Raw genomic sequence first — 506 nt, 5'->3', positions numbered from 1 at the left:
ATGTACCTCAATTGTGAGAATGGTAAGAAGCTGCCATTCAAGCATAAGTTTGATAAGGGTGGGTATGTCATCACCAACCCGATGCAAATCTTCGCAGCCTTCGATGCAGCAGAGAAACGTTCCGACATCCATACCATCGTGGTCGATAGTCTGACCTATCTGATGGATATGTATGAAAGCCAGTTTGTGATTACCGCAACTAACACCATGCAAGCATGGGGGCAGTTCGCACAATACTTCAAAACCCTGATGCAAACGTATGTTGCACGTTCAACCAAAAACGTAATCTTCACGGCTCATGTTAAAGACGAGCTTAATGAAGGCGAGATGGTACGTGAGACTATGGTTCCCATTAAAGGGAGCATCAAAAACAACGGTGTGGAATCTTACTTCTCCTGCATCATTGCTGCGAAGAAAGTGAAGCTGAAGGATTTAGAGGGCTATGAATCCAGTCTGCTGAACATTACCGAGCGCGATGAGATGCTGGGTTACAAGTATGTGTTCCA

Annotated in this window: 1 protein-coding gene; it reads left to right on the top strand. The window is 45.1% G+C overall.

Going from position 1 to position 506, the window contains the following annotated elements; translation table 11 throughout:
• Positions 1 to 506, top strand: a 506-nt coding sequence (locus N1032_RS28120; protein ID WP_259544045.1) for an ATP-binding protein, incomplete at both ends; no start/stop codon positions are given.

It is taken from the genome of Herbiconiux daphne (assembly GCF_024979295.1).
In the GTDB taxonomy this organism is placed as follows: Bacteria; Actinomycetota; Actinomycetes; order Actinomycetales; family Microbacteriaceae; genus Herbiconiux; species Herbiconiux daphnes.
The sequence above is the reverse complement of the archived record's forward strand: the minus strand, read 5'-3'. Positions and strand labels throughout refer to the sequence as shown.